Below are 20,510 nucleotides of genomic sequence, written 5' to 3'. Positions count from 1 at the left end.
ATAAAACTCTGAATGACATGGCAAAAGTACAAATAAAATCTGAGAAACTCACTCCTTTTGGAGGAATTTTTTCTATTATGGAGCAATTTGATGCTCTTTTAGCTCAAACCATAGATTCCACCTTGGGATTGAGATGCACTATGTTTGGTTATCAATATAGCGAAATTCTACGCTCTCTGATGTGCGTATATCTTTGTGGCGGCTCATGTATTGAGGATGTTACAACTCACTTGATGAAACATTTGTCTCTTCATCCAACTCTTCGCACTTGCAGCGCAGACACCATATTGCGTGCTATCGAAGAACTGACTTGTAAGAACATCACCTATAAATCTGCTTCTGGCAACTCCTATGATTTCAATACTGCAGACAAGATGAACTGCTTATTGATCAAAGCCCTGCTTGCTACTGGTCAATTGAAATCCGGTCAAGAGTATGATTTTGACTTTGACCATCAGTTCATTGAAACAGAGAAGCATGATGCAAAACCAACCTACAAGAAGTTCCTGGGCTATAGTCCAGGTGTGGCAGTCATTAACGACATGATTGTCGGTATTGAAAATAGAGACGGCAACACAAACGTGCGCTTCAACCAAAGAGAGACTTTGGAAAGAATCTTCAAGCGACTGGAGGCATCAGAAGTATATATATCCCGTGCCCGCATGGATTGCGGCTCATGCTCGGAGGAAATCGTAGATATGGTAGAGGCCCATTGCAGGCATTTTTATATTCGTGCCAACAGATGCTCTTCCTTCTACGATTCCATGTTTGCCTTGACTGGATGGAAAACTGTTGAAATCAACGGTATTGAATTTGAGCTGAATTCCATCCTTGTTGAGAAATGGAAAGGAAAACCGTATCGTCTTGTCATACAGAGACAAAGGCGAATAGAGGGAGACCTTGACATTTGGGAAGGCGAATATACCTACAGATGTATACTGACTAACGATTACAAGTCGAGTGCAAGAGACATTGTGGAATTCTACAATCTTCGTGGTGGCAAGGAACGCATCTTCGATGACATGAACAATGGCTTTGGCTGGAATCGGTTGCCAAAATCGTTCATGGCACAGAATACTGTATTCCTGCTTATGACAGCTTTCATCAGAAACTTCTACAAAGCTATTATGCAGAGATTGAAAACCCATGAATTTGGATTGCGTGCCACCAGCAGAATCAAGACCTTTGTGTTCAAGTTCATCTCTGTTCCTGCAAAATGGATTAAGACGTCACGTAGGCATGTATTGAACATTTATTCAGACAACTATGCTTATGCCAACCTGTTCAAGACAGACTTTGGTTAAAGGCCATGCTTTTCTGGTTAAACCGGCGTATTACCTCAAGTCGCTTTATGGGGTAAGGGAATTTTGTGTTTACGACGTTTCTGTTATGCCCAAGGAATATGTACAATAAAAGAATTTTTGTCGTTTTACAAGTAAATTCCCACGAAACCCTATAGGTTGCGGATTTGAGGATTATACAGATGTTCAGAAGCATGGGTAATAATCTTCTGCCGGACATCAGGAGTCAGACGCTTCATCAGGCTTTCTGCTGCTTCCGGTTCATTATCCTTCAAATCGGCAAGCATATTCAACGCCTTGTTTTCAACCCGAGCCATCCGTTTCGGCTGGCGCAACCCCTTGGTTACAATACTCATATTATATACTGCCACATAAACCAGCATCATGAAACCCAGGAAAACAGTCTTCAGACTGAACAGAGCTGGCATAAGCGGAGTGCTGAACAGGTATATCAGCAACATCGGTATCATACCTACCGTGATGATGATGCAAGTCTTATACAAGGTTTGGCTCAACGCTGTAATAGCCAGGATAAAGACGACAAACAGGTTGCAGATAACGCTCAAATCATCATTAGCAAAACCGAAATTGATGCAAAATACGCTATCAAGAGCCAGTTTGGCGAACATCAGAAGGTAAAGAGAAGAGATACCCTTCACGAAAGCTATCTTCCGTTTCCAAATCAGGAACTGCAGGATACAGAACACGAATGTATGCAAGCCACAGAGGCTTAAACCATAAGGTTCTTTCACCAGCAGAAAGAGCATAATATGATAAGGTATGATAATCAGCTCGCTTATCGTCAGAAGTAGAAAGGCGATAACGCGTCGGCGGTCTACCACGCCACAATATTGTGGGCATAAATGATGCTCTACCCTCACAATCAGGTTTACAATGTCATTCTTCAGTTTCATTTCGTTTTGGTTATTTTCTTAAATCTTGCTTATGCTTTCGTAAGTCAAACGGCTCTTTTTCTTGGAAATTGCCATTTTTTTAGGGATTTATTGATTCCAGCTGCAAAATTACAAATAATATCAGAAATCCTTGTTCTATTATCAGAAAATCGTACAATTTTAACGATTTTAAGCATAAATCAGCGTACTATTTTTATATAAAAAACCTTGCGACTTTCAATTTAATTTTGTAATTTTGCACCCGTTAGTAATATCATTAATTCCAATATAAAGATGATGGCAAGATTCATATTCCTCAGTTTCTTCATGCTGGCTGGAGCCTTAGCCCCAACCAAGGCTCAGAACAGTTTCCCATACCCTGCTCTGCCAGACAGTCTGCGCAGCGTAGAGCAACGTGCTGCATACCTGAGCGAGCACTATTGGGACAACTTCAACTTTTCCGACACCCTGGAACTGGCAAACAAGGAGATGGCAGAACAAGGTTTTGTCAACTTCATCGACATTCTGGCACGTTTCGACCAGGAAATAGCCCAGAAGGGGATTACAGCCTTTACAGCCAAAGCTTACCAGCAGAAGCCATCTAAGGAGAAGTTTGAAAGCCTCATCGAGCATTATTATGAGAACCCTGAGTCGCCCATGCGCAACGACAGGGTATATGCCCTATTTCTGGAAGACATGGCTAAATCGCCATACTTCGATGTAACCGAGAAAGAAAGAATAGGATTTAAACTGAAACAGGCAAGAAAGAACTTGCCTGGCACACAGGCTACCAATATCAGTTTTATGCTGGAAGACGGCAAGCCTCATCAGTTGAGCGATTACCGGGAAAAGAAGGTTATCTTATATTTCTACGATCCTGACTGCGAGAACTGCCACAAGATATCTGCATGGCTCGACAAACAGACAATACCAGCCGGCTTCAGTCTGCTCCGCATCGTAGCAGATAACCGCTTGAGCACGATTTACGGGCTCAAAGCCATGCCAACCATTTACCTGTTGGATAAAGAGAATAAGGTGATATTAAAAGACTGTACACCTGAACAGCTCATGGAAACGCTAAGGGGAAATGAAAACAACAGATAGTATAATCGCGAAAAAAAGATAAAACAAAAGCGGGAACCCTTTCGGATTCCCGCTCATATCTTGTGTTGTAAAATCTCGAAGATTAGTCGAGGTTAGCCAACTTATTGTCAGAATGAAGAACATCCTTGATCTTGTGGCTATAGAGGTCAACCATGTACTCACGAGCCTTACCGCAGTACTGACGTGGGTCGAAGTACTCTGGGTGAAGAGCCAATGTCTCACGAACACCTGCTGTGAAAGCAAGACGAGAGTCAGAGTCGATGTTGATCTTGCAAACAGCGCTCTCAGAAGCCTTAGTCAACTGCTCCTCTGGGATACCAACTGCATCTGGCAACTTGCCACCGAACTTGTTGATGATATCAACATACTCCTGAGGAACTGAAGAAGAACCGTGGAGAACGATAGGGAAACCAGGAAGCTGCTCCTCAACTGCTGCCAATACGTCGAATGCCAATGGAGGAGGAACGAGGTGACCAGTCTTAGGGTCACGTGTGCACTGCTCTGGCTTGAACTTGTAAGCACCGTGAGAAGTACCGATAGAGATAGCCAATGAATCAACACCTGTACGTGTAGCGAAATCTACAACCTCCTCAGGCTTTGTATAGTGAGACTCCTCAGCTACTACGTCATCCTCAACACCAGCGAGGACACCGAGCTCACCTTCTACAGTTACACCGAACTGATGAGCGTAATCAACAACCTTCTTTGTCAATGCAATGTTCTCCTCGTATGGAAGTGCAGAACCGTCGATCATTACAGAAGAGAAGCCGAAATCTACACAGCTCTTACATGTCTCGAAGCTATCACCGTGATCGAGGTGAAGAACGATCTCAGGATGGTTGCAACCCAACTCCTTTGCATACTCTACAGCACCCTCTGCCAAGTAGCGGAGCAATGTAGGGTTAGCATACTTACGAGCACCCTTAGATACCTGAAGGATAACTGGTGACTTCAAGTTTGAAGAAGCCTGGATGATAGCCTGGAGCTGCTCCAAGTTATTGAAGTTGAAAGCAGGAACGGCCCAACCGCCCTTGATAGCTCTTGCGAACATGTCCTTAGTGTTCACAAGACCGATTTTCTTGTAATCTACTGCCATAATTTTACTTAATTTATTGTTTAATGAAACATTCTTTTTTTTCTTATATATAATAAGGTGTAGAACTTATGAGGCTCTTTCCTTACCGAGTGCAAATTTACCTTTTTCTTTTGAGACAACAAAATGATAATTCGATTTTTCGTGTTGCAATCGAGTTAAAAAAGTTAATTCCGCACCAATACCCTACAAAACACAAAGCTTTTGCTAAACGCAGTTAGCAATTTAACATCTTTATATTTACATCTTTCTGCCCAACCGCCAGTTACTTCTTGGTAAGTTTATATTCACGAGCCGCATAAGCCAGAACGATGACAAATCCTACGAGCGGTACCAGGAAAGGAAGCGTGAAATGAGTACGGTCGGCGATGAGTCCCATCAACAGGAAACCGCAACCTCCTATTGGCGTCATCATCAGAAGCGAAGAGGCTGTCTTGGTAAGATTGCCCAAACCCGTGAGGGCGATACTGAAGATGGTAGGGAACATGATGGCCTCGAACATATAGTTGCAAAGCAGGGCTACCAGCGATAGCTTACCCAGATTTGACAGGACTAAAAGTATACAGACAACACACCCCACAGCGCAGATCAGCAACATCGTTGTTGCCTTGATTCGGCGCATAATCCAGGAACCGAGAAATCTGCCTACCATAAAGAATGCCAGCGCACAAGTCAGGGCTACGGAAGCCGTGCGGTCGTCCATCCATTTCATGCCCGTAACGAAATTGATGAAGTAGGAATTGATTGAAATCTCTGCCACTTCATAGCTCAGCAAAGCCAGAAGTCCAAACACGAACATCTTGTGATGGGAAAAGAGTTTGCTGATATTAGAACCGGCTGCCTCATCTTCTGCTGTAGCCACATGACTGATTTCCGGTAAATCTACACGTGAGAAGACCAGAGCTATCACCAAAACCAGAATACCCAGAATGGTATAAGGCACCACCACATTGCCGCCCTCTTCGGTCTGGTTGAAGAGGAACTGACCGATGCAAAGTGTGGCGAAAATGCCACCCAATCCATTAAACGACTGCGATAAGTTCAGTCGGCTGGTAGCTGTTTCCTTGGCACCCAGTTCGGTAACATAGGGATTGGCGGCTGTTTCCAGGAACACCAAACCGCACCCGATAATGAAAAGGCAGAGCAGGAATGCTGAGAAACTGCCCACCGCAGCACCCGGGATAAAGAGCAAGGCGCCAATACCAAAGAGGAGCAGACCGAAGACTACTCCACGGCGATAACCATACCGGTTGATAAAAAAGCCAGCAGGTATTGCCATCAGGAAATAACCCAGATAGGTGGTAACCTGAATAAGGGCGGAATGAGTAATACTGATGTGCAGAGCATTCTGGAAGTGCTTGTTGAGCACATCCAGAATGGCACGAGCGAAGCCCCACAAAAAGAAGAGCGACGTAATGAGAATGAACGGGACAAGATATTTCCTGTCGCTTGTCTGATTTGTTTCTGTCTGTTGTTCTGTTAACATATTCATAAGGCATTCATTTTAGCTGGGAACAAAGGTAAGGCTTTCCGATGGAAATTCCAAACTTTCCCAGGATTATTTGTTGTTTATATCAAATATAATTGTCTTTACTATCAGATGAAATCTCCGTTCATCGACGCTGAACGGCGGTTCAACGTCTTTGAACGGCGGTTCAACGTCGCTGAACGGACATTCAACGTCGATGAACGAAGATTTTATTCTACTGTAAATACATCTTTAACTAGAAATAGAACGTTTCTGATGTCTATTCAGAGACAACTCTTCCCGTCATTCCTTCGGAATCAAGACGGCTCCTTCCTGCTTTTTACCATCCATCAGAATTCTCATCGGGTGCTCAAAGCGCACATGACGGACATATTGCGTCTCCTCTACAGCCGGCATGGCATCCAGGATTTCCTTATTTACAAAGCCGCCTTCACCGGTATTTGTATCTACTGTAAAGTATCCCACGCCAAAAGAGGTGAGGTTCTGGAAGAAGTGAGTACCCTGACTAGGATCGATATTGTAATTCTTCAGAGCCACCTCTACGATAACCCGGGCTGCGCTGATATGCGGCCACTTTACAGGTACACCCAGATAATGGTCGCTGGAGCCCCAACGGCCAGGACCTATCAGCACATAGTTCTTGCCGTCAGCAAGGAACTTACGGTTGATTCGTTCTATATCATCGGCTACATAAAAATTATTCATCGCAGAGAAGTGGTCATCATACTTCACATAAACCACATCAACCACATCTTCGCTGATTCCATGACCCAGCGAATTGTGCGAACGCAACAGGCAGTCGGAATCAGGGATAGCCTTCACATCTTCATCAAGCATCTCCTTGGCATCAACGATAGGACGAATCTGAAGAAGATAGAATTCGCAAGTCCTGTCATTATTGATATTGCAGGCAAACTCTATCTCCACAGGTCTGCGCATAGCCCCTGCTCCATACTTCATCGACATCTGCAGTATCTCTGGCAAAGGCACCACTCCATGCTGGAGCACACTTGAGAAGGTTATCAGTTTGCGGCCATTCTCATAGACTCCATCATTGATGACCTGATCGTATGGATCAAAAGTAGATGCGATATAGGTAAGACTCTGGTCTTCTACGGCATCCTTCACCCGAAGTTTGAGAATATTAAAGCCATCGTCTACCTTGAAATCATTGCCCACATGCTTCATATCCAGCGCATAGAACTGGGTCTGGGTGTCGCGCAGAGCCAGCTCAGTTTCCGATGTCTGGAGCACCTGATTCGGATGGTAAGGACAAACACGAAGGGTCTGACCTCCATCTACGATATATTTACCCAAGCCCAAGGCAAGACTGGCTATACCCTCTTCAGCCTCTTCATCACCTATCGGATAATAATTGAGCGAACGGAGCACACCACTCATGGTAGGATAAAACCTTGTACCATAGTCTTTGCCCACAACCTGCTGCAAGATAACAGCCATTTTTTCCTGATCGATGACATTGCTCGTTGCGGTCATGTAAGCCTTCGAGTCGCGATAAAACACAGAAGCATAGACACCCTTGATGGCACAGGCGAGCATCTGCAGCATCTGATACTTATCCTCCAGATACGGAATCATATAGGTAGAATAAATACCGGCAAACGGCTGATAGTGGGCATCCTCAAGAAGCGAACTGGATCGGATGGCGATAGGACTTCTGGTTGCCTCAAAGAAGGTGAAGAAGTCGGCTATCAGCGAATCGGGCAGCTGGGCATGCAGGAAGTGCTTCAGAATCTCATCGTCGCTAGCATCACTCAAAGCTATCGGATAGAGATTGTTGCTCATCATGAACTCGTCGAAGATATCGGTACAGAGCACCACGGTCTTCGGAATCTGCACGGTGGCATTCTCATACTGGTTGAACTCAGGATGGCGCTTGATGATGTTGTCCAGGAATGCAAGACCTCTACCCTTTCCGCCCAGGGAGCCTTCTCCGATACGGGCAAAGTGGGCATACTTGTCAAACTTCATGCGGTCGAAAACAGCCACTACACCGATGTTTTTCATGTGACGATACTGCACGATGGCATCGAAGATAATCTGTCGGTGAGCATCTACATCCTGCAATTTCTCCCAGGTAACATGCTTCAGGAAAGCTGATACAGGGAAGATGGCACGAGCACAAAGCCAACGGCTCATATGGTTGCGGCTGATATGATAAAGCATGGAATCGTTAGGAATATTGAAGATGTTATCCTGCAATTCCTTCAAACTATGAATGCGCATAATCTCCTCATGAGTCTTAGGATCACGGAATATGAAATCGCCAAAGCCCATGTGCTCTTCCATCAGACGGCGAAGATCTACGCTCATCTTCTTCGAGTTCTTGTCAACAAAGCGGAAACCTTCAGCCTCTGCCTTCGCACGGTTCTCACTTTCAGAACTTTCTATGATAAGCGGAACGAAAGGATCGTTCTTCCTGATATAACGGAAGAGTTGCAAACCAGCATCCGGACACTTCTCGCGACCGAAAGTATCTGTACGATGCTTAGGCTTCTCTTCAGGCATCACCTCATTACCAAAAGCTTTGGCAGCACTCTTTAACGGGAAACGTGCATCGCTGATTACACCCAACGTGTTATCAGAATACTTATCATACAGTTTCTGGGCTTCCTCGTAAGTACGAGCCAAGACCACCTTAGGACGGCCACGCATACGCATGGTAGCCGCATGCCGGTTCAGAGCCTCCTGAGAAAAGTTCTTGCTCTGCTCCAATATATAATTATAGAGATTAGGCAATATAGAACTATAGAAACGGATAGAATCTTCTACCAGCAGAATCATCTGCACGCCTGCTTCCTGTATGTCATGCTCAAGATTCATCTTATCCTCTATCAGCTTGATGATAGAAAGAATAAGATTGGTGTTGCCAAGCCAGCAGAAGACATAATCGAAGATACTCAAGTCTTCATTCTGCATACGCTTGGTAATACCATGAGAGAAAGGCGTAAGAACTACACAATGGATATTAGGAAACTTACCCTTGATGTCGCGCGCTACATCGAAGGCATCATTATCAGCATTGCCAGGCATGCAAATCACCAGATCAATGACGGTAGAACGCAGCACAGCAGCAGCCTCTTCGGTAGTAGAAACCTGAGTAAAGGTTGGCGGATAGCGGAGCCCCAGCTCCATATATTCATTATATATCTTCTCTTCGATACGTCCATCATCTTCAAGCATGAACGCATCGTAAGGATTGGCTACAATCAGTACATTGTAGATACGGCGCATCATCAGATTCACAAACGATACGTCTTTCAAGTAGAATTTATTCCACTCCTGAGGTATATTATTTTCCATAAATGAAGTTAAAGTTTGTGCAAAGATACTGATTTTCTGAGATTTACTTGCATCTTTCAGCATTTTTTTTTATATTTGCGCTATAAAATAAGAAGATATGGTCACAAAATCTTTCATCACAGCCATCTTGGCTATATTCAGCCTGGTTCCATGCTACGGACAAAAGCACCAGCACGGCAAGGCATCATATTACTCTAAAAGAGCAACAGGTGCCCGTTCTGCAAGCGGCCAGAGAATACATCATGACAGTTTAACATGTGCACATCGGTTTTATCCCTTCGGAACGCACCTCAAGGTTACAAACCTTAGCAATGGCAAGAGTACTATCGTAAAAGTCATCGACAGAGGTCCGTTTGGAAGAGGCAGAATCATTGACCTATCATGGAAGGCTGCAAAAGAAATTGGTATGATAGCACAAGGTGTTGCAACCGTAAAAGTTGAAATGGTGGAAAACCCGATTCCTTACAAGCCAGAAGACACAAAATTGCCTAAGATTGATTTCGAAGTGGCTGAAACGGAATACGAATTTCCAAACAAGTGGGGAACTACTGACAGGAATAAGGAAAATCATCACAGCAGTAAAAAAGAAACAAATAAAATTACTTCAAAGGTAATAAATAAAACAGAGCACCATAAAAGCAAAGAGGTGACCAAGGCTGATTTTAAAAAGCGCAATACAGATAAAGCAAAAAGTAAAGGCGAGAATCATCATTGATTCTCGCCTTTACCTTTTTATATATAACAGAATCCTAAAATAAGATACTATCATACAAATTCATTATCATCCAGGAATCTTATCTGGATTTTGTCGGAATATCAAACTGATTAACCTTGGAAATCGTCTTACCGCCTTGTATAACTGAAACACAGAAACAAGCAGTACCATTCTTCAAACGGTTATCAGCCTTGACCATTGCCGTATATCGAATCACATGGGCAGGAGCAATACTTTCTACATGAACACTTGGAGATATGAAAATATGCTTATTGCCGGTAGTCTCAATAACGGTTGGAACTACATCATACAACGTGTGAGCTCCGTTATTTCGGATTTCAAAAATAACCTTGGCTGTTTCATTCCGATTCAAAGTATTGTCCTCATTTGAATCAACAAAACGAGCATTCATTATTTCCAAAGAGGATGAATAAGCATAATTCTGACCAAGTTCTTCCAGTGTAGAACTAGGAATAGTGGCAACAGGCTGCTGAGCACTGTAACTTCCGGTATAATCCCTATCATTGAAATCATAAATCCTATCATCTCCCGAATTAGTTGAATCAAAGATTTCGTCATTGGAATAAACAGGTGAAGATTGCTGATAAACTCCATCCTGATAAGAGTGATGATCACGGTGTGATCTATCTCGATAAACAGATTCTCTTTGCTGCTGGGATTTCTGGTCAGCCTGACTACCAATGGCCGCTCCAACGGCAGCACCACCAGCCATGCCAATGATAGTACCCATATCAGAACCTCTAGGACCACCAGACAAGCCACCGATAGCAGAACCAAGAATAGAACCAAATGTGGCACCAGCATAAGCACCACTTCCCGTATAAGTATCGCAGCTACTCAACAGCAAAGAAGAGCAAGCTACAAAAAGCATAATCTTTTTCATCTTCATTAAGCTTTAAATTTCTGCTGCAAAGATACAAAGAACTAAAAGAATAAAAGCAAAAAAATCCCTAATAATGATTAGGAAAAACCCTAAAAAGGCAAATAGTTTTGATTAGAGACAAAAAAAGCGCCCTTGTCAAGACAAGGACGCTAAATTTATCTGAGATGATTGAAAATTATTCAGCCTTTGGAGCCTCCTCAGTTGCAGGAGCCTCAGTCTCAGCTACAGGTGCCTCTTCAGCCTTTGTTGCCTTACGACTACGACGAGTCTTCTTAGCAGCAGCCTTCTGAGTCTTAGCCATATTCTCATCAAAGTCAACGAGCTCGATGAAAGCAATCTCAGCTGCATCACCCTGACGGGTACCCAACTTGATTACGCGAGTGTAACCACCTGGACGGTTAGCTACCTTCTCAGCTACCTCACCGAAGAGAGCCTTAACAGCATACTTATTCTGAAGATAACGGAAAACTACACGACGTGAAGTTGTTGTATCGTTCTTAGAACGAGTAATCAATGGCTCAACATACTTCTTAAGAGCCTTTGCCTTTGCGAGGGTCGTAGTGATTCTTTTGTGCTCGCTCAAGATAAGTGATGAAGCCATGTTAGCCAACATCGCGTTACGATGAGAAGCAGTACGACCTAAATGGTTGAATTTCTTATTATGTCTCATTTTTTGTTTTTGCTTTTTGGACTACGAACCTTTAAGATTCCTTGTCTAATTTATACTTTGAAATATCAGTTCCAAAAGACAGATTCAGACTCTCGAGCAAATCATCAAGCTCTGAGAGCGATTTCTTACCAAAGTTACGGAACTTCAAGAGGTCAGTCTTGTTAAACTGAACCAAATCACCAAGAGTCTCAACATCAGCTGCCTTCAAGCAGTTGAGGGCACGAACACTAAGATTCATGTCTACGAGACGAGTCTTAAGCAACTGGCGCATATGAAGAACCTCTTCATCAAACTCCTGATTGCTCTCCTGATCCTGAGTCTCAAGAGTAATCTTCTCATCAGAGAAGAGCATGAAGTGATAAATAAGAATCTTCGCTGCCTCTTTCAGTGCATCCTTTGGACTAATGGAACCATCTGTTGTAATTTCAAGTACGAGCTTATCATAGTCGGTCTTTTGCTCAACACGATATGGTTCTACAGAGTACTTTACATTACGAATAGGGGTGTAGATGGAATCGATTGGGAGAACGTTAACGTCAGTGCAGAATTGACGATTCTCATCAGCAGGAACATAACCGCGTCCCTTATTAATAGTCAAATCGATCTGCATCGAAGCTTTGGCATCTAAATGACAAATCACCAAATCAGGGTTTAACACTTCAAATCCAGTCAGATACTTACCGATATCACCTGCTTTGAATTCTGTAGAATTCTCAACGGTGATACTAACTTTCTCATTCTCGAATTCTTCTACTACTTGCTTGAATCGAACTTGTTTGAGATTCAAGATAATGTTAGTAACATCTTCCTTTACACCAGGAACTGAAGAGAACTCATGCTCAACACCCGCAATGCGGATCGTGTTAACAGCATAACCCTCCAATGATGAAAGGAGAATGCGGCGCAAGGCGTTACCAATGGTAACACCGAAGCCAGGCTCCAAAGGACGGAATTCAAACTTTCCGAACTTGTTATCAGCCTCTAACATTACTACTTTATCAGGTTTTTGAAATGCTAATATCGCCATTAATGTAATGATTTATTTAGAGTACAACTCAACGATTAACTGCTCCTTAATATTCTCTGGAATGTCGGCACGCTCTGGCTTGTGCAAGAACTTACCGCTCTTTGAATTATCGTCCCACTCAATCCATGGGTACTTGCTATGATTGAAACCTGCAAGAGCTGCTTCGATAACCTCGAGAGACTTAGACTTCTCACGAACACCAACAACCATACCAGGCTTAACTGCGAATGAAGGGATATTAACTACCTTACCATCAACAACGATGTGCTTGTGACCAACCAACTGACGCGCAGCAGCACGTGTTGGAGCGATACCAAGACGGAATACAACGTTATCAAGACGGCACTCGAGATTCTGAAGAAGAACCTCACCAGTAATACCATCAGCCTTAGCAGCCTTATCAAACATATTACGGAACTGACGCTCTAATACACCATAAGTGTACTTAGCTTTCTGCTTCTCTGCCAACATGACACCGTACTCAGACATCTTACGACGACGGTTGTTGCCATGCTGTCCAGGAGGGAAGTTTCTCTTGGACAAAACTTTGTCAGCGCCGAAGATTGGCTCACCAAAACGACGCGCAATTTTAGATTTCGGACCTATATATCTAGCCATAATATTATATAAATGCTATATTGTTTGTATCTTAATTAATAATGCTAACCTCAAGCGTTATACACGACGACGCTTTGGAGGACGGCAACCATTGTGTGGTAATGGAGTTACGTCAACGATTTCAGTAACCTCGATACCTGCACCGTGAATAGCACGGATAGCAGACTCACGACCATTACCTGGACCCTTAACATAAGCCTTAACCTTACGAAGACCAAGATCAAAAGCGACCTTTGCACAATCCTCTGCAGCCATCTGAGCAGCATAAGGAGTGTTCTTCTTAGAACCACGGAAACCCATCTTACCAGCAGAAGACCAAGAAATGATCTGACCCTCATTGTTAGCAAGAGATACAATAATGTTATTGAATGAGCTATGAACGTGAAGCTGACCGATAGCGTCAACGCGTACATTTCTCTTCTTAGATGTTGCTTTTTGCTTTGCCATAATTAATTTCCTCCTTCAGAATTACTTAGTAGCCTTCTTCTTATTAGCAACAGTCTTCTTCTTACCCTTACGTGTACGAGCATTATTCTTTGTGCTCTGACCGCGAACTGGAAGACCATTACGATGTCTAACTCCACGATAGCAACCAATATCCATCAGTCGCTTAATGTTCATCTGGATCTCTGAACGGAGATCACCTTCAACTTTGAACTCAGCGCCGATAATTTCACGGATCTTAGCTGCCTGGTCATCAGACCACTCGCTAACCTTCAGGTCACGGTTTACACCGGCCTTATCCAATATCTTTGCTGAACTACTTCGACCAATACCGTAGATATAGGTCAATGCGATTTCGCCACGCTTATTCTGGGGCAAATCTACTCCAACAATTCTTATTGCCATTGTTTAAATAAATAATTAAAAAATTAATACCTTTCGTTTAAAGCGGTGCAAAAGTACAACTATTTTTTGAAATAACGGCACTTTTACAATACTTTAACATTAACCCTGACGTAATTTCATCTTAGGGTTCTTCTTGTTGATAACGAACAGACGACCTTTACGACGAACGATCTTACAGTCAGCTGAACGCTTCTTTAATGATGCTCTTGTCTTCATAACCTTATATATGATTATTATTTGTATCTAAAAACAATTCTACCTTTGGTAAGGTCATATGGACTCATCTCCACCTTTACCTTATCACCAGGTAAAATCTTGATGTAATGCATTCTCATCTTACCAGAGATATGAGCTGTGATGTCAACTCCATTCTCTAATTCTACTCGGAACATCGCATTTGACAATGCTTCTACAATTGTTCCATCTTGCTCAATAGCGGCTTGTTTTGCCATAATATAAATATTTGTCCTTCTTAATGTTAAACTTCTACGAATGAAGATAAAATTGTGCTTTATCTTTTCGAGCAACTTTGTGCCATCACTATCAGATAAAAATCATAATTAGATGACATATTAGCGGGAAAAGGCTCTCCAAGTGGATGAGGAATTACCTATCCAAATGGAGAGTCGTCTCACATAATATAGTAAATTCAAGTCAGCTTTACTTGAAGATGAAGTAAAACTGCACTCTGAATAATTTCATCTTCTGTCTTCAGAAATTTCTCATTTCAAAAGAAAAAGATTAATATGCAGCAACACCACCCTGACGCGTATGGCCTGAATTCAAAAGACCATCATAGTGGCGCATAAGCAAATGACTCTCGATTTGTTGTAAAGTGTCAATGACAACACCAACCAAAATCAATAGAGATGTACCTCCAAAGAATTGAGAGAAAGCTTGCTGTACATCGAGAAGTCCTGCTAATGCAGGCATGATTGCAATAAACGCAATAAATAACGAACCTGGTAAAGTAATACGAGACATTACGGTATCAATGTACTCAGCTGTATCCTTTCCTGGTTTTACGCCAGGAATGAAACCATTGTTACGTTTCATATCCTCAGCCATCTGAGTAGGATTCAATGTAATAGCTGTATAGAAATAAGTAAATGCAATAACCAAGATTACATAAACAACATTATATAGCAAGCTACGATTATCCATCAACTGCTGAACAACACTACTAGCATTTTCAGACTGATAGCGAACTATTGCCAATGGAATAAACATTAAAGCCTGTGCAAAGATGATAGGCATTACGTTAGCAGCAAAAAGCTTCAAAGGAATGTACTGACGTGCACCACCATATTGCTTATTTCCAACCAAGCGTTTAGCATACTGAACAGGAATCTTACGTGTACCTTGCACCAAAAGAATTGATGCACAAACTACAGCATAAAGGATAAGAATCTCTACAATGAACATGATAAGACCACCACCAGAAATTGCCTGCAAACGAGAAGTTACCTCCTGAACGAAAGCCTGTGGCAAACGGGCGATAATGCCAATCATAATAATAAGAGAGATACCATTACCTACTCCCTTGTCAGTGATACGCTCACCTAACCAAAGGATAAACATACTACCTGCAGCCAAGATAATTGTTGCCGGTATCATGAATACCGTCCAACTAATACCTGTGGCTAGAGCATTGGCAGCCTGCATTTTCAAATTCAAAAGGTAACTAGGAGCCTGAAAGACCAAAATGGCCACAGTCAGGACTCTAGTATACCATTGTATTTTTTTGCGGCCGCTCTCGCCCTCGCGCTGCATCTTCTGGAAATAAGGTACAGCAACAGCAAGAAGCTGCATAACGATTGAAGCTGAGATATAAGGCATAATTCCGAGTGCAAAGATAGATGCATTGGAAAATGCACCACCAGAGAACATGTCCAATAGCGACATAAGACCGCCAGAGGTCTGCGACTGAAGTTTTTCCAACATGCCCGGATTGATACCTGGAAGTACCACAAACGAGCCAAAACGGTAAATAGCCGTAAACAGAAGAGTAATGAGGAGTCTCTGACGGAGATCCTCTATCTTCCAACAGTTCTTTAGTGTCTCAATAAACTTTTTCATTTACTTAGATTATAGTTGCGTTACCACCTACTGCCTTGATTGCTTCTTCGGCAGTCTTTGAGAAAGCATTAGCTTCAACTTCCAATTTTGCTTTAAGTTCACCGTTACCGAGAACCTTTACAAGCTCCTTGCCGTTTGTGAGGCCAGCAGCCTTAAGTTCCTCAATACCGATTTTAGTAAGGTTCTTTGCTTCTGCAAGAGCCTGAAGAGTTGAAAGGTTTACTGCGAAGTACTCCTTATGGTTGATATTCTTAAAACCAGCCTTTGGAATACGACGCTGCAATGGCATCTGACCACCTTCGAAACCAATCTTTCTCTTATAACCAGAACGAGCCTTGGCACCCTTATGACCACGTGTAGAAGTACCACCGAGACCAGAACCTGGACCACGACCAATACGACGACGTGAATGGGTAGAACCTGCAGCAGGTTTCAAATTATTTAATTTCATAATCGTTCCTAATTTAAAAAGATTAATTAATCAACTACACTTACGAGGTGATGAACCTTACGGATCATACCACGGTTGCTAGGAGTATCCTCTACCTCAACAACCTGAGAAATCTTGTTGAGACCAAGACAAGCGAGAGTACGCTTCTGATCTACTGGAGCACCGATTTTACTCTTAATCTGCTTGATTTTAATTGTTGCCATATTCGATTTTTCCTAATTAACCGTTAAATACTTTATCCATACTGATACCACGCTCACCTGCTACAGTATAAGCATCACGCATCTCTGCAAGAGCTGCGATAGTAGCCTTCACAAGGTTATGGGCATTTGAAGAACCCTTAGACTTAGCGATGACATCCTTGATACCTACGCTCTCAAGTACTGCACGCATAGCACCACCGGCCTTCAAACCAGTACCGGCAGCAGCTGGCTTAATAAGAACCTTAGCACCACCAAATGAAGTTTCAACCTCATGAGGAACAGTACCCTTGAGTACAGGAACCTTTACCAAGTTCTTCTTAGCAGCTTCAGTACCCTTTGCGATAGCAGCAGTAACCTCACCTGCCTTACCAAGGCCGTAGCCGATTACGCCATTACCGTCACCTACAACGACGATAGCAGCGAATGTGAAAGTACGACCACCCTTTGTAACCTTAGTTACACGGTTGATAGCAACCAAGCGATCCTTAAGTACTTCTTCGTTATTTACTTTTACTTTATCCATTGCCATAATCGTTTAAAATTTAAGACCACCATTACGAGCACCTTCAGCCAACTGCTTTACACGACCATGGTAAAGGTAACCATTACGGTCGAAAACTACTGCCTCAACGCCAGCAGCCTTAGCCTTCTCAGCAATGAGCTCGCCAACCTTAGTTGCCTGCTCCTGCTTAGGCATCTTCTCCAAACCGAGTGAAGAAGCTGATGCAAGTGTAGTGCCTGTCAAATCGTTAATAACCTGAGCGTAAATCTGCTTGTTAGAGCGGAATACACTAAGACGTGGACGCTCAGCTGTACCGTTCACACTCTTACGAATGCGGAACTTTATCTTAATTCGTCTTTCTACTTTCTTTGTTGTCATAATCGTAAATAATTAAAATTACTTAGCTGAAGCACTCTTACCAGACTTTCTGCGAATAACTTCACCCTTAAAGAGAATACCCTTACCTTTATAAGGCTCAGGCTTGCGGAAAGAACGAATTTTTGCACAAACGAGTCCCAACAACTGCTTGTCGCAAGACTCCAATGTCAAGATTGGGTTCTGGTTTCTTTCAGACTTAGTCTCAACCTTAATCTCCTTAGGCAACTGGATGAAAATAGGGTGAGTGTAACCCAAAGCAAACTCAATGATATTACCCTGGTTAGAAACACGATAACCAACACCTACCAATTCCAAAACCTTTGTATAACCAGCGCTTACACCAACAACCATGTTGTTAACGAGAGAGCGATACAAACCGTGGAAAGCCTGCTTCTGCTTAATATTTACAGGACTATTTTCATCGATTTCAAAGCTAATATGACCATCTGCATTATTAAACTTGATAGATGGATCAATCCACTGAGAAAGTTCACCCTTAGGGCCCTTTACTGTGCAAACATGAGAAGCCTCATCATAATTTACAGTAACACCTGCAGGGATACTAATTGGCAATTTTCCTATTCTAGACATATAAAAGCCTCCAATTAATAAATATAGCAAAGAACCTCGCCACCGATCTTAAGATCAGAAGCTTCTTTGTCTGTCATTACACCTTTGGATGTAGATAAGATTGCAATACCTAATCCGTTAATAACTCTTGGCATGTCCTTGTAACCGGTATACTTACGCAAACCTGGAGTTGACACGCGCTTCAAACACTTGATAGCGTTTTGCTTTGTAGTTGGGTTGTACTTCAAGGCAACCTTAATTGAGCCCTGAGGACCATCCTCTACAAACTTGTAATTGAGGATGTAACCTTTCTCGAAGAGGATCTTAGTGATCTCTTTCTTCAAGTTAGACGCAGGAACTTCTACAACCCGGTGATGAGCCATGATTGCATTTCTGAGTCTTGTCAGATAATCTGCTATTGGATCTGTCATAAAATATAAATGTTTAATTAATCGGGACTACCCCGACAATATTAAATAAAAAAATATTCTTACCTTTGAAAGGATTACCAGCTAGCCTTCTTTACACCTGGAATCAAACCAGCAGAAGCCATCTCACGGAACTGGATACGAGAAATACCGAACTGACGGATATAACCCTTTGGACGACCAGTAATCTTGCAACGATTGTGAAGACGGATTGGGTTTGCATTCTTAGGGATAGCCTGAAGCTTACGAGCTGCCTCGTATGCTTCGGCTGGATCATTAGAAGTTGCAATAATCTTTTTCAGTGCTTCGCGCTTTTCAGCGTAACGAGCTACAAGCTTTGCACGCTTAACCTCGCGAGCTTTCATTGATTCTTTTGCCATATCTCTTAATCTTTATTTGCGTTCTTGAATGGAAGACCAAAGGCCTTCAAAAGAGCAAAACCTTCTTCATCAGTCTTAGCTGTTGTTACGAAGGTAATATTCATACCCTGAATACGATCGATCTCATCGATATTAATCTCAGGGAAGATAATCTGCTCTGTGATACCTAATGTATAGTTACCACGACCATCAAACTTGCTCTCAATACCCTTGAAGTCGCGAATACGAGGAAGAGAAACACGAACGAGCTTCTCCAAGAACTCGTACATACGCTCACGACGCAATGTTACCATAACACCGATAGGCATCTTCTTACGAAGCTTGAAGTTTGCAATATCCTTTTTAGAATATGTAGCAACAGCCTTCTGACCGGTGATAGCAGTAATCTCATTGATTGCTACATCAACAATTTTCTTGTCCTGAGTAGCATCACCAAGACCCTGATTGATGACAATCTTCTTCAATACTGGAATCTCCATAGCTGAAGAGTAGTTGAACTGCTTCTGAAGAGCAGGAGCGATTGTCTCCTTATATACTTTCTTTAACTGTGCTGTATCCATTACTTGATTTCCTCCCCTGACTTTTTAGCGATGCGAACAACGTTTTTACCCTCATGCTTGATAGCAACACGAGTAGCCTTGCCACTCTTAGGATCAATCAAACTCAAATTTGAGATATGAATAGGAGCCTCCTGCTTAACAATACCTCCCTGAGGATTCTTAGCAGATGGCTTAGTGCTCTTAGAAACCATGTGCACACCTTCTACGATAGCACGGTTCTCCTCAACGAGGACCTTAAGCACCTTACCAGTCTTGCCCTTATCTGCACCGGCAATAACGATAACGGTATCGTCTTTCTTAATATGTAACTTACTCATTACTTCTTACTTTTTAAATATTAAAGAACCTCAGGTGCCAAAGAAACGACTTTCATATTTACTGCACGAAGCTCACGAGCAACAGGACCGAAGATACGGCTACCACGAAGCTCACCTGCATTGTTAAGCAATACACAAGCGTTGTCATCGAAACGGATGTAAGAACCATCTGCACGACGAATTTCCTTCTTTGTGCGAACAATCAAAGCCTTTGATACTGCACCCTTCTTCAAATCACTTGATGGGATAACGTTCTTGACTGCAACAACAATAACGTCACCAACGCTAGCGTAACGACGGCCTGTACCACCGAGAACTCGAATGCAAAGAGCCTCACGAGCACCGCTGTTATCACATACTGTAAGTCTTGATTCAGTCTGTATCATAATTACTTAGCTTTTTCTACAATTTGTACTAATCTCCATCTCTTTGTCTTAGACAGAGGACGAGTCTCCATGATCATAACTGTATCACCTACGTTAGCCTCATTATTCTCGTCATGTGCATGGTACTTCTTTGTCTTCTGGACAAATTTACCATAAATAGGGTGCATCTCCTTGAACTTAGCTGCAATAACAATGGTTTTATCCATCTTGTTGCTAATAACAACACCCTGTCTTACTTTTCTTAAATTTCTTGTTTCCATCTGGACCAT

Annotated in this window: 27 protein-coding genes; 3 read left to right on the top strand and 24 right to left on the bottom strand. The window is 42.5% G+C overall.

Annotated elements, in window-relative coordinates:
• The first annotated feature begins 17 nt into the window (after positions 1–17).
• Positions 18–1,304 (top strand): IS1380 family transposase, encoded by a 1,287-nt coding sequence (locus KUA46_RS15005; protein WP_434725798.1) that lies wholly within the window; start codon positions 18–20, stop codon positions 1,302–1,304.
• Between the two features lie 149 nt (positions 1,305–1,453).
• Here the strand turns inward: KUA46_RS15005 and KUA46_RS15000 are convergent, their stop codons facing one another.
• Positions 1,454–2,215: a hypothetical protein gene (locus KUA46_RS15000; RefSeq protein WP_218487299.1), complete on the bottom strand. Its 762-nt coding sequence runs from the start codon at positions 2,213–2,215 to the stop codon at positions 1,454–1,456.
• A gap of 273 nt (positions 2,216–2,488) precedes the next feature.
• Here KUA46_RS15000 and KUA46_RS14995 point away from each other — a divergent pair, with 273 nt between their 5' ends.
• Positions 2,489–3,298: a DUF5106 domain-containing protein gene (locus KUA46_RS14995; protein ID WP_218487298.1), complete on the top strand. Its 810-nt coding sequence runs from the start codon at positions 2,489–2,491 to the stop codon at positions 3,296–3,298.
• Between the two features lie 82 nt (positions 3,299–3,380).
• Here the strand turns inward: KUA46_RS14995 and KUA46_RS14990 are convergent, their stop codons facing one another.
• The 3 genes from KUA46_RS14990 to KUA46_RS14980 form a co-directional block, all read right to left on the bottom strand.
• Complete coding sequence (locus KUA46_RS14990) at positions 3,381–4,394, bottom strand: class II fructose-bisphosphate aldolase (protein ID WP_022122161.1); 1,014 nt, start codon at positions 4,392–4,394, stop codon at positions 3,381–3,383.
• A 262-nt stretch (positions 4,395–4,656) separates the two neighbouring features.
• Complete coding sequence (locus tag KUA46_RS14985) at positions 4,657–5,883, bottom strand: sugar MFS transporter (RefSeq protein ID WP_218487297.1); 1,227 nt, start codon at positions 5,881–5,883, stop codon at positions 4,657–4,659.
• Between the two features lie 279 nt (positions 5,884–6,162).
• Entirely contained in the window at positions 6,163–9,204 is a 3,042-nt protein-coding gene (locus KUA46_RS14980) for a PEP/pyruvate-binding domain-containing protein (protein ID WP_153085995.1), read from the bottom strand.
• Positions 9,205–9,301: 97 nt separating this feature from the next.
• Between KUA46_RS14980 and KUA46_RS14975 the strand changes: the two genes are divergently transcribed.
• Positions 9,302–9,919 carry a septal ring lytic transglycosylase RlpA family protein gene (locus KUA46_RS14975; protein ID WP_218487296.1) on the top strand — a complete coding sequence of 206 codons (618 nt, stop codon included), beginning with the start codon at positions 9,302–9,304 and terminating at the stop codon, positions 9,917–9,919.
• A 79-nt stretch (positions 9,920–9,998) separates the two neighbouring features.
• Here KUA46_RS14975 and KUA46_RS14970 read toward each other — a convergent pair whose 3' ends face one another.
• The 20 genes from KUA46_RS14970 to rpsQ all read right to left on the bottom strand — a co-directional run bounded on the left by KUA46_RS14970 (position 9,999) and on the right by rpsQ (position 20,510).
• Positions 9,999–10,823: a glycine zipper family protein gene (locus KUA46_RS14970; RefSeq protein WP_218487295.1), complete on the bottom strand. Its 825-nt coding sequence runs from the start codon at positions 10,821–10,823 to the stop codon at positions 9,999–10,001.
• A 175-nt stretch (positions 10,824–10,998) separates the two neighbouring features.
• Entirely contained in the window at positions 10,999–11,493 is a 495-nt protein-coding gene (gene rplQ / locus KUA46_RS14965) for a 50S ribosomal protein L17 (RefSeq protein ID WP_022122155.1), read from the bottom strand.
• 31 nt (positions 11,494–11,524) lie between these two features.
• Positions 11,525–12,520: a DNA-directed RNA polymerase subunit alpha gene (locus KUA46_RS14960; protein WP_118064547.1), complete on the bottom strand. Its 996-nt coding sequence runs from the start codon at positions 12,518–12,520 to the stop codon at positions 11,525–11,527.
• 12 nt (positions 12,521–12,532) lie between these two features.
• On the bottom strand, positions 12,533–13,138 hold the full coding sequence (gene rpsD, locus KUA46_RS14955) for a 30S ribosomal protein S4 (RefSeq protein WP_006848811.1): 606 nt from the start codon (positions 13,136–13,138) through the stop codon (positions 12,533–12,535).
• Positions 13,139–13,195: 57 nt separating this feature from the next.
• Positions 13,196–13,585: a 30S ribosomal protein S11 gene (rpsK, locus tag KUA46_RS14950; RefSeq protein WP_022122153.1), complete on the bottom strand. Its 390-nt coding sequence runs from the start codon at positions 13,583–13,585 to the stop codon at positions 13,196–13,198.
• 21 nt (positions 13,586–13,606) lie between these two features.
• Positions 13,607–13,987 carry a 30S ribosomal protein S13 gene (gene rpsM, locus KUA46_RS14945; RefSeq protein WP_006848813.1) on the bottom strand — a complete coding sequence of 127 codons (381 nt, stop codon included), beginning with the start codon at positions 13,985–13,987 and terminating at the stop codon, positions 13,607–13,609.
• A gap of 99 nt (positions 13,988–14,086) precedes the next feature.
• On the bottom strand, positions 14,087–14,203 hold the full coding sequence (gene rpmJ / locus KUA46_RS14940) for a 50S ribosomal protein L36 (RefSeq protein ID WP_006848814.1): 117 nt from the start codon (positions 14,201–14,203) through the stop codon (positions 14,087–14,089).
• Between the two features lie 17 nt (positions 14,204–14,220).
• Positions 14,221–14,439 carry a translation initiation factor IF-1 gene (gene infA, locus KUA46_RS14935; RefSeq protein ID WP_006848815.1) on the bottom strand — a complete coding sequence of 73 codons (219 nt, stop codon included), beginning with the start codon at positions 14,437–14,439 and terminating at the stop codon, positions 14,221–14,223.
• Positions 14,440–14,728: 289 nt separating this feature from the next.
• Entirely contained in the window at positions 14,729–16,066 is a 1,338-nt protein-coding gene (secY, locus tag KUA46_RS14930) for a preprotein translocase subunit SecY (RefSeq protein ID WP_006848816.1), read from the bottom strand.
• A 4-nt stretch (positions 16,067–16,070) separates the two neighbouring features.
• Positions 16,071–16,517, bottom strand: coding sequence for a 50S ribosomal protein L15 (gene rplO / locus KUA46_RS14925; RefSeq protein WP_218487294.1), 447 nt, complete (start codon positions 16,515–16,517; stop codon positions 16,071–16,073).
• A 26-nt stretch (positions 16,518–16,543) separates the two neighbouring features.
• On the bottom strand, positions 16,544–16,720 hold the full coding sequence (gene rpmD, locus KUA46_RS14920; RefSeq protein WP_218487293.1) for a 50S ribosomal protein L30: 177 nt from the start codon (positions 16,718–16,720) through the stop codon (positions 16,544–16,546).
• A 16-nt stretch (positions 16,721–16,736) separates the two neighbouring features.
• A complete protein-coding gene (gene rpsE / locus KUA46_RS14915) occupies positions 16,737–17,249 on the bottom strand; it encodes a 30S ribosomal protein S5 (protein WP_006848819.1) in 513 nt (170 codons plus the stop codon).
• Between the two features lie 6 nt (positions 17,250–17,255).
• Positions 17,256–17,600, bottom strand: coding sequence for a 50S ribosomal protein L18 (gene rplR / locus KUA46_RS14910; RefSeq protein ID WP_022122151.1), 345 nt, complete (start codon positions 17,598–17,600; stop codon positions 17,256–17,258).
• Positions 17,601–17,618: 18 nt separating this feature from the next.
• Complete coding sequence (rplF, locus tag KUA46_RS14905) at positions 17,619–18,191, bottom strand: 50S ribosomal protein L6 (RefSeq protein ID WP_022122150.1); 573 nt, start codon at positions 18,189–18,191, stop codon at positions 17,619–17,621.
• Positions 18,192–18,205: 14 nt separating this feature from the next.
• Positions 18,206–18,601, bottom strand: coding sequence for a 30S ribosomal protein S8 (rpsH, locus tag KUA46_RS14900; RefSeq protein ID WP_006848822.1), 396 nt, complete (start codon positions 18,599–18,601; stop codon positions 18,206–18,208).
• A gap of 74 nt (positions 18,602–18,675) precedes the next feature.
• Positions 18,676–18,978 (bottom strand): 30S ribosomal protein S14, encoded by a 303-nt coding sequence (gene rpsN / locus KUA46_RS14895; protein WP_006848823.1) that lies wholly within the window; start codon positions 18,976–18,978, stop codon positions 18,676–18,678.
• 5 nt (positions 18,979–18,983) lie between these two features.
• Positions 18,984–19,538 carry a 50S ribosomal protein L5 gene (gene rplE, locus KUA46_RS14890; RefSeq protein ID WP_022122149.1) on the bottom strand — a complete coding sequence of 185 codons (555 nt, stop codon included), beginning with the start codon at positions 19,536–19,538 and terminating at the stop codon, positions 18,984–18,986.
• Complete coding sequence (rplX, locus tag KUA46_RS14885; protein WP_006848825.1) at positions 19,538–19,855, bottom strand: 50S ribosomal protein L24; 318 nt, start codon at positions 19,853–19,855, stop codon at positions 19,538–19,540. Before rplX ends, rplE begins: the two co-directional genes overlap by 1 nt.
• 20 nt (positions 19,856–19,875) lie before the next feature.
• On the bottom strand, positions 19,876–20,241 hold the full coding sequence (gene rplN / locus KUA46_RS14880) for a 50S ribosomal protein L14 (protein ID WP_006848826.1): 366 nt from the start codon (positions 20,239–20,241) through the stop codon (positions 19,876–19,878).
• A gap of 2 nt (positions 20,242–20,243) precedes the next feature.
• Entirely contained in the window at positions 20,244–20,510 is a 267-nt protein-coding gene (rpsQ, locus tag KUA46_RS14875; RefSeq protein ID WP_006848827.1) for a 30S ribosomal protein S17, read from the bottom strand.

Origin of the sequence: Segatella copri, assembly GCF_019249765.2 — a bacterium.
Taxonomy (GTDB): domain Bacteria; phylum Bacteroidota; class Bacteroidia; order Bacteroidales; family Bacteroidaceae; genus Prevotella; species Prevotella copri_K.
The sequence above is the reverse complement of the archived record's forward strand: the minus strand, read 5'-3'. Positions and strand labels throughout refer to the sequence as shown.